This window comes from Neobacillus drentensis (assembly GCF_036965245.1).
Taxonomy (GTDB): Bacteria; Bacillota; Bacilli; order Bacillales; family Cytobacillaceae; genus Neobacillus; species Neobacillus drentensis_G.
The window spans coordinates 1-7431 of record NZ_JBALPG010000054.1; the positions used below are offsets into that span (position 1 = coordinate 1).

Sequence of the window (7431 nt, forward strand, 5' to 3'; positions counted from 1 at the left end):
TAACATACAACCTCTTTGCCTTTGCTTCCTGAATTTCTATCCTATATGTAATTGACCTAACTATTAGGAATGCTCCAATAAAAATGATATTCCACTAAATAATCCAATATGGTTAATTAACGGACCCGTCATAAATCCAAGAGCTATAAAGGGTGTATTTTTCCAAGTTAAAATTTTGTATGACAATGAATTACCCCTCCATTCTCTACTTCTACATATTGTAATTATTCTATAATGTTGGAAAATTTCCCTTTAAAAAACTGCTTCTTTACCTGAAAAAGAAAAAACGACCATTCTTATTGAATGATCGCACTCCGTTGAATAAGCTTATACCTAATTTTCTTCTGGACTATTTTAAAATTCGAAATAGGGCGTTATCCTTCCGTTACCAACGCACCTGTTTTAATAGGGGTTAAAAGAAATCGACGAAATATAAGACAGGTATTGCATTAATATCGTGACTATCCCAGTTAGCTATTAAATTTCCAATCCTGAATTGTATTTACTTGGTGATTCAGGTCATATATATAATCCTTCTTAAACTCCAAAGATTAATGTTCCAACCACGTTATACAAAATTGGAATCAAGAAAACAATTATATTCAAAATAATACCGTACAATGACAATCTATCTTTATTGGCATTGTAAGAGATGAAAGCAATAATTGCTCCTAAAGGACCAAAGATAATTGGCAAAACCATTGGTAATCCTTGAATTTTTTCAATTGGAATTATTCCAAACAAAAAATTAAGCACAAGTACTATTGCAAATACAGCTATTGATAAAGAAATAATACCCGCAATACTTTTCTTCTCCTCCGATTTTATATTCAAATTACTCGCCATCAGTCCAACCTCCAATTATTTAAAAAAGATAAAATAAAGTTTCGTCCCAAAGTAAATAATTATATTCAACAAAACAACTGCAGCTAATGCTTGTATTGGGTTAATCATCTCAAGTCCATAACTGTAAAAGAAAAATAATATTGTTAAAAATCCGATATTGTACCAAAAAGTAATATATCCTGCTTTATATCTATATAAAATCGTTCTTTCATCTTCTTCCTTATTCTCATTCCATCGTTTGTTTTTTGTGACTTGAACAGTTTCAAATATTAGTGATACCAACCAAAATAAAGCAATTACAGGAATCGTCCAATACAATACCCCTGGTGAATCTGTTTTCCAAACAGTAAAAGTTGCTTGCATTAAAATTAAAAAAACGGCTATTTTTATCAACAAACTGTATAAATAATTCACTATTCTTCACCTACTGTAAAAAGGTCCTCAACGGAACATCTAAATAACTTGGCTAGTTTTAAAGCCAAACCAACAGATGGTTCATAATTCTGTTTCTCAATAGATATAATTGTTAACCTTGTCACCCCTACCTTCTTAGCCAATTCAGCTTGTGTAAGATCGAATTGATTTCGATAATCTCTTACCTTATTAACAACGTTACTTTTCATATCATCCTAAGCCTCTCATTTTCGAAAGTATAGTTTACTATACTCGATAAGTATACTTTACTATACATTGGTAGTTAATGTAAATATAATATTTTAAAATAACTGCCATTATTCAAGCATCCTGCCCAGTTAGTGGAACAAGCAAAACAGTTACCGAAACAGCCACCTTTTTTTAGCTGAAGAAAAAATGCATAATACTCCATACTGTTTACAAATTTTATAAAATCGTCTAATGATAATCTTTGTTGAACTTTATTTATAAGGCACTGCTAAATTTTAATGCTGATAATTCAATAAAAAAAGGGAACCCAATTTTTGGATTTCCCCATTCTTGTTAAACAAATGCTACCCATTAACCATCCATGAAGCAGAGCTTCACCACAGAAAATGTACGAAAAAATAGTTCTTACATAGTAGTTTAAGTTCTATTTTTTCACAAACTATCTTCTGGTTTACCTACAGTTACGTAATTGTTGTATGGTTATAGTTTTTAATTATCGTTATTAGAAAGGTATTTTGCTACATCTTTTGGAACTTTAAAACTAAAGTTAAGTTTCTTTGTTTTAAAACTGATATAAGGACTGTCTTTATATGTAATTATTGTAGCTATTTGTTTTAGTTCCTCTGTGTTAGACTCTCCAAGTTTAACTGTGTCCTCTTGGTACATCTTATAGATATTTCCTTTAGTTATATTTGAAGGAATATCTACAATACTCCATTTATTGACGTTAAGTTTATTAACAAATTCATCTATATCATCTTTATTATCGATAACATTAAAAACCAATTCTGGATTTTCTACTGACGAAACTTCTATCTTTTTGGTTTTCTCAAGCCCAAAGTCTTCTGTCATATCTTCTTTTTCTTTGCTACACCCGAATAAAAGTATAGATATGCTAAAAACAAATATTAATATTGTACAAACTTTTTTCATAATTATGTCCCCCAATAATTTCAACCATACACTTATTTACTAATACCATGAAATTTTAACATATATTGGTTATTAATTCTATGCACCCAGAGACTAATTTAATGTCAGGCTTAAGCCTTAGATTATACACATAATAAGTAAACTATTAATTGCTTTTCTTTAACTATAACTATTCTGCTTCTATAGTTGAATAACGGTATTTTCGAGGTTTAAAAGAGCCCCAAAGTTTTTAACGGAAAGAGAATTAGAACATTTACGGGAAGCGTGTAACACCGCAATGGAAAAGGCTATTTTTGAATTTATGTTTTCAACAGGGTGCAGAATTGGAGAGGTTTTTTCATTGGAAAAAGTTGTATTAATCGGTCAAACCGATCAGCAATTGTCCACGGGAAAGGAGATAAAGAAAGGGAGGTCTATTTTAATATCCGCTGTGAAATTTGGCTAAAACGATACCTGGACAACCGCCAAGATAAGGATCCGGCTATTTTTGTAACTGAACGTCATCCTCATCGAATGAGCACTGCCCATGATGAGATATATTATCAAGCGAATTTCAAATCGAGCAGGCATCAACAAGGAAATTCATCCGCATCAACTAAGGCACAGCTACGCCACCCATTTATCGAATAATGGAGCGCCGCTGGACGTTATTCAGAGCTTACTTGGTCGTGAGAAAAGTGAAACTACACGAATTTATGACCAACTTAGCGGAAGTATAAGACTGGACCTATACAGGAAATATTTTTAGAAAGGAAAAGCGATGCTTCTTTAAGCATCGCCCCCGTTTAAGTGTATTTCTTCACAAAGCAAGAGTAAAATGTTAATGCATTCAATTACTCCCCATCATTAAAGTCAATCAACACTCCAACAATCTCTTTAGAAACGTTATATTTTACTTTCACTCTGTATATTCCGTCACCATAACCAGACATTGAAACCGCACCACCTGGAACAACTCCACCTGAGCATCGGAAGCAACCATATCAGAACATGCAGCAAAATATTTTAATCCTACTTCATCAATCACAATGTCATAGACATTTATCACTTCATATTGGATAGCATCGTCTCTACCAAACGTTGTAAGATCAAAAATTCCAGCTTGTGCAGAGTCAACTGCAATTAGTTTATCGCAATTATGCCATTTTCCACTGGGTTTCTTACCTCCATAATATACAAATAAACTTTTAACCATATCGTCAAAAGTGTAAGAGATGAATGCTTTCCATTTTTCACATTTGAAAGTATGATTTGTAACTCTTGTTCACTTAAGTTACTTCACAAGTTTACTTTTGAAAAAGTAAAAAAGGTACAGTAATAAGGGCAATGGCTAAAACTGCGATCATTAATATGCATTGCCTAAATGAAATAACACCCTCTAATAAATCGGAATATTTATAAACTAAAACAAATACTTCTCTAGAAGCTGTTCTCTCTTGACCCAATTATGTTGTTCAGAAATAAAATCAACGATTAAGAATAATTATTAGTGAGTTCCAAAATACGTTTGTAAGTACTTATATAAAGGTTAGGGTCAGGGTCTTCACCATTTATCTTTGGTACATCAAAGTCAGAAAGTACAAAATGATGTTTGGGTTGAACCTCATGTCTAGCTAAAGTACTTTTGCAACAGCATAAGGGACATCCATCAATTGCAATGATATCTCTTCCTGATTTTGCTGTTCTTACAAGTGGTTTGACATCACCACCAACACCAGCAATACAGGACATTTCAGCTACTTTTTCGCGATCCATTTTTATAGCAATCATGTTAGCAGTTTGTGCAGCTGATGAACATCCAGAGCATGAATATACAATAGGTAAATCAGTTTTTTTCACAGTTCTATCCTCCCCTATTACGTCTTTGGATTTAGTAGAATATGTGTTTTTAGTGAAACAACCTTAGCTGAATAACTAAAATTCATTTTAAATCACTTATTTTTTTAATTCTGTGAATAATATCACTTTTCTAATAATTAAAATTAGAAAAGGAGGGTTTTTATACGCAGAGAACTAAACCTTTTTAGTTGCCATTGTCAGCTATCTTCTATGCAAATCGCTGAAAGGTAAGATGTTAGGTTTCAACTAATGTTTCTAAGGAAAATTTTACAATTGGAATTATGTATTTTTTTAAAATCTGCCGTAACTTCCCACTCAATTCTGTTGACATGGCTGATTGTAAAACTTCATTATTTTCAAATGTAAGAGGATCACAAACTACAATTCCACGGAAGTTAACAGCTCGAGCAACGTGTAATTGTTAGGCTATATCCACACCTACAATTAGATGTGTATCGGAAATTCTTTCGGTATTAGTTGATTTTGTTTGTCTTGCATTTTAAAATTCATAGTAGGGCTTCCTCCTTAAGATTTTGAGTTAGATTGGACTCTATACTCGTATCTTACTGAGGGGCTCTATTTTTTTCAAACCTGATATTTAACGATCTACAGGAATGCTAACCTGAACCGTTAGTGGAACAAGAAAAAAGGCTGCCAAATTGACAGCCGACATCTTAAACAATAGCACCCGTTAGCTGAATAAGAAAAAGCCACCAAGAATTTTTGGCAGCTAGATCTTCGAATCTTGCACTCGTTAGTTCAAATTCAAACTTCTCACTTTCATCTGAAGCATTCCTTGTTTCAGAACCCATATTTTAGGATTTGGAAGACCATTCCTTCACTTTTTTACTTTTATTATCTCGGGTATGGTCGTCCAGTACATTGGGTCTTCTAAGCCGAGCCGCCAAATCCCGATTCCCCGTAAGTTATATTTTTCTACCAGGTTTAGCTTAAACCGCAGACTATGGCTATTCTCAAACCAAACCTGGTGGCTATGTTGTTTTGTATCTTCGTAACTGAAATGAGGGGTTTGCGAACGGGAGTCCCATATTACTTTAGCTTTATATTTTGTTTTCTGACCCATTAACATTGCATAGGAGCTATACAAGGTTTTATTTGCTGTTGTATCCCAGTCCCATCCATAACCAGCGATACCGAGTAAAATTTTTGATGGAGGTACTTTATGTTTCAAAGCATAACGAATGGTTGCTTCTGTCCAATTGAATGATGCTGATGATCCGGGTTTTGTTCTTGGGTTGTGTTCATCGTATGTCATAATCATTAACCCATCTGAATATAGACCAAGCTTTTCGTAATCAAACCACGGTGACCAGGGATTAGCACGGGAATCACCTGTGTTTGCCGGGACTGAAACGGTAACTACTTTTCCATCACGATGCAGAGCATCAGTCAATTTTTTTATCAGCAGACTAAAAGAATCTCGGTCAGTCAAAAACAAATTTTCCATGTCAATATTAATACCGTCATATTTAAACTGACTCATTTCTTTGCGTAAGTTCTGAATGAAAGCATTGCGGTTTTTATCGTTACGGAGTATATTACTCGCTACCTGCTTTCCCTTCTCCTCGGTTTCATAAAAGAGATTATGTACAACCATATATACCTTTAGGTGTTTTTCATGAGCACTCTGAATAACCATTTTTTTATGATCTACTGTAACCGAATCTATAAGATTGCCTGGTCGCTTATCATCAAGCTTATACCAAAAGGGTGCAATGATACTTAAATTAGTGAATTGTGAGTTAACTGTAGGTTGAGACCCTGGTAACGTTCCTTCCTGTTCAGTGTAGAAACCTAAAACCTCGCGAGGAGTTTTATTCGTACTGTAATTTTCGTCTTTTCTTTGTGACTGACTGCAGGAAGACATTAGTATAAAGACCATGCTTAAAGAAATGATAGTGAATGAACGATAACAATTTTTTGCCATAATACACCTTCTTCTAATTTGTATATTTCTTAAGTTGATTAGAAAAGTTGCAACTTATACACGAATTGACTTTCCCCCTTAAAGGATCTCGGGAAAAAGACCACCACAAGTTAATTTAAGTAGTTCGGTTTTGAAGTACAAAAACGCATTTAGAAGGCAAAATCGAAACAGAATTAGCAACCGAATTAACATTGTAAATAACATTAAAATTGGCATAAAAAAACGCTCAAAACGATGGTCAACTAATTGTGGGAAATTATTTGCCCTCGGCAATTTGCATGTAAGAATTAGTTCTAATACTTTCCGTTTAAATACGAATATATTGGTTGCAGCTTGTTGTACCTCTGTATTAAAACTTCTTATTTGTTCAGGATCCGTTTGATTGTTAAAGGAATGTGCAGTTTGTTCGCCTAATCTCAGCCCAATATGAACAAATTCATGACGGTTATGAACAAAAATTAAGAAAGCAGGGCCCGATGGCCCTGCTTGTTATTTTACTATTACTTTTCCAACCATTCCTTCCTGGAAATGGTACCGACAAATCAGTTCATATGTACCGGGCTTTTTCGGTTTCACCGTAATGGTTTTTTCTTTTCCTGGCTGGACTTCGGCGTCAATTCCAAGCTTTTCCACTGTGAAAGTATGTTCTTTCTTACCTTGGTTTTTCAATATTAACGGTGTCGTTTTTCCATTGAGAATAGTGAGGACTTTCGGATTAAAGTAATCATCGTTCAACTCGACCTCAATCGCTTTCTCCTTCTCCAAAGGCTGAGTTACGACACCGGATTCGGCAAATACCCTGAGTGAGCCTAGAGTTGTCACAACCACAATTATTGTAAGCAAAACGACCAATCCTGATAACCACTTTTTCACAGACATTCGCAATCCCTCCTTTCCTTAACACTATTTTTTACTAATTCATAAAATATTATCACTATAAATTAGGTTCCAACGTGCTTTCAAATAGTAATTCTTTTATCTGAAACAGTTAAAAGAAAAAGATCGACTCTAATGACGATCTTCTGGAATCAACTTTGTTCAACTAACCTGTCCCTTTAGTGGAACAAGATGAAGAGCTGCCGAAGCAGCCCTCTGTTAAACTCAAGCACCCTTTAGTTTAAGTAGAAATCTTCACAATCTTTTCTTTATCTTAACAAGATCTAATCTCTTAAATGTGTTGGGGCGTTACAAAAAGACGTCTTCTTATTCAAGAAAAGTGCCCTTTGTTGAATTATTTGATG

The 7431-nt window shown here is 34.1% G+C and carries 10 protein-coding genes and 3 pseudogenes; 1 reads left to right on the top strand and 12 read right to left on the bottom strand.

Annotated elements, in window-relative coordinates; all coding sequences use genetic code 11:
* Positions 1-63: 63 nt before the first annotated feature.
* From V7150_RS13960 to V7150_RS13980, 5 genes are all read right to left on the bottom strand, one after another.
* A complete protein-coding gene (locus tag V7150_RS13960; protein WP_335519178.1) occupies positions 64-186 on the bottom strand; it encodes a hypothetical protein in 123 nt (40 codons plus the stop codon).
* Positions 187-537: 351 nt separating this feature from the next.
* Positions 538-846 (bottom strand): hypothetical protein, encoded by a 309-nt coding sequence (locus tag V7150_RS13965; protein WP_335519181.1) that lies wholly within the window; start codon positions 844-846, stop codon positions 538-540.
* Between the two features lie 15 nt (positions 847-861).
* Positions 862-1209, bottom strand: a complete 348-nt coding sequence (locus V7150_RS13970; protein ID WP_335519184.1) for a hypothetical protein — start codon at positions 1207-1209, stop codon at positions 862-864.
* 50 nt (positions 1210-1259) lie between these two features.
* Complete coding sequence (locus V7150_RS13975) at positions 1260-1469, bottom strand: helix-turn-helix transcriptional regulator (RefSeq protein WP_335519187.1); 210 nt, start codon at positions 1467-1469, stop codon at positions 1260-1262.
* 490 nt (positions 1470-1959) lie between these two features.
* Positions 1960-2403 (bottom strand): hypothetical protein, encoded by a 444-nt coding sequence (locus V7150_RS13980; RefSeq protein ID WP_335519190.1) that lies wholly within the window; start codon positions 2401-2403, stop codon positions 1960-1962.
* A 211-nt stretch (positions 2404-2614) separates the two neighbouring features.
* Between V7150_RS13980 and V7150_RS13985 the strand changes: the two are divergent.
* Positions 2615-3151: pseudogene (locus tag V7150_RS13985) on the top strand (tyrosine-type recombinase/integrase); the annotation flags it as partial.
* A 150-nt stretch (positions 3152-3301) separates the two neighbouring features.
* On the opposite strand, the gene V7150_RS13990 reads toward V7150_RS13985, so the two are convergent.
* From V7150_RS13990 to V7150_RS14020, 7 genes and pseudogenes are all read right to left on the bottom strand, one after another.
* Entirely contained in the window at positions 3302-3598 is a 297-nt protein-coding gene (locus tag V7150_RS13990) for a hypothetical protein (RefSeq protein WP_335519192.1), read from the bottom strand.
* 278 nt (positions 3599-3876) lie between these two features.
* A complete protein-coding gene (locus V7150_RS13995; protein ID WP_335519195.1) occupies positions 3877-4242 on the bottom strand; it encodes a putative zinc-binding protein in 366 nt (121 codons plus the stop codon).
* 346 nt (positions 4243-4588) lie between these two features.
* Positions 4589-4752: pseudogene (locus tag V7150_RS14000) on the bottom strand (IS110 family transposase); the annotation flags it as partial.
* A gap of 164 nt (positions 4753-4916) precedes the next feature.
* Positions 4917-5054 carry a hypothetical protein gene (locus V7150_RS14005; RefSeq protein ID WP_335519197.1) on the bottom strand — a complete coding sequence of 46 codons (138 nt, stop codon included), beginning with the start codon at positions 5052-5054 and terminating at the stop codon, positions 4917-4919.
* Between the two features lie 26 nt (positions 5055-5080).
* Positions 5081-6190 carry a glycosyl hydrolase family 18 protein gene (locus V7150_RS14010; RefSeq protein ID WP_335519199.1) on the bottom strand — a complete coding sequence of 370 codons (1110 nt, stop codon included), beginning with the start codon at positions 6188-6190 and terminating at the stop codon, positions 5081-5083.
* Positions 6191-6424: 234 nt separating this feature from the next.
* Positions 6425-6598, bottom strand: a pseudogene (locus V7150_RS14015) (DUF2935 domain-containing protein); the annotation flags it as partial.
* An 81-nt stretch (positions 6599-6679) separates the two neighbouring features.
* On the bottom strand, positions 6680-7069 hold the full coding sequence (locus V7150_RS14020) for a cupredoxin domain-containing protein (protein WP_335519200.1): 390 nt from the start codon (positions 7067-7069) through the stop codon (positions 6680-6682).
* Between the last annotated feature and the right edge of the window lie 362 nt (positions 7070-7431).

Bases quoted from the DNA above. Each gene is read 5' to 3' on its own strand.
- V7150_RS13965 (WP_335519181.1), bottom strand. From the start codon at position 846: ATGGCGAGTAATTTGAATATAAAATCGGAGGAGAAGAAAAGTATTGCG.
- V7150_RS13970 (WP_335519184.1), bottom strand. From the start codon at position 1,209: ATGCAAGCAACTTTTACTGTTTGGAAAACAGATTCACCAGGGGTATTG.
- V7150_RS13975 (WP_335519187.1), bottom strand. From the start codon at position 1,469: ATGAAAAGTAACGTTGTTAATAAGGTAAGAGATTATCGAAATCAATTC.
- V7150_RS13980 (WP_335519190.1), bottom strand. From the start codon at position 2,403: ATGAAAAAAGTTTGTACAATATTAATATTTGTTTTTAGCATATCTATA.
- V7150_RS13990 (WP_335519192.1), bottom strand. From the start codon at position 3,598: ATGGTTAAAAGTTTATTTGTATATTATGGAGGTAAGAAACCCAGTGGA.
- V7150_RS14005 (WP_335519197.1), bottom strand. From the start codon at position 5,054: ATGGGTTCTGAAACAAGGAATGCTTCAGATGAAAGTGAGAAGTTTGAA.
- V7150_RS14010 (WP_335519199.1), bottom strand. From the start codon at position 6,190: ATGGCAAAAAATTGTTATCGTTCATTCACTATCATTTCTTTAAGCATG.
- V7150_RS14020 (WP_335519200.1), bottom strand. From the start codon at position 7,069: ATGTCTGTGAAAAAGTGGTTATCAGGATTGGTCGTTTTGCTTACAATA.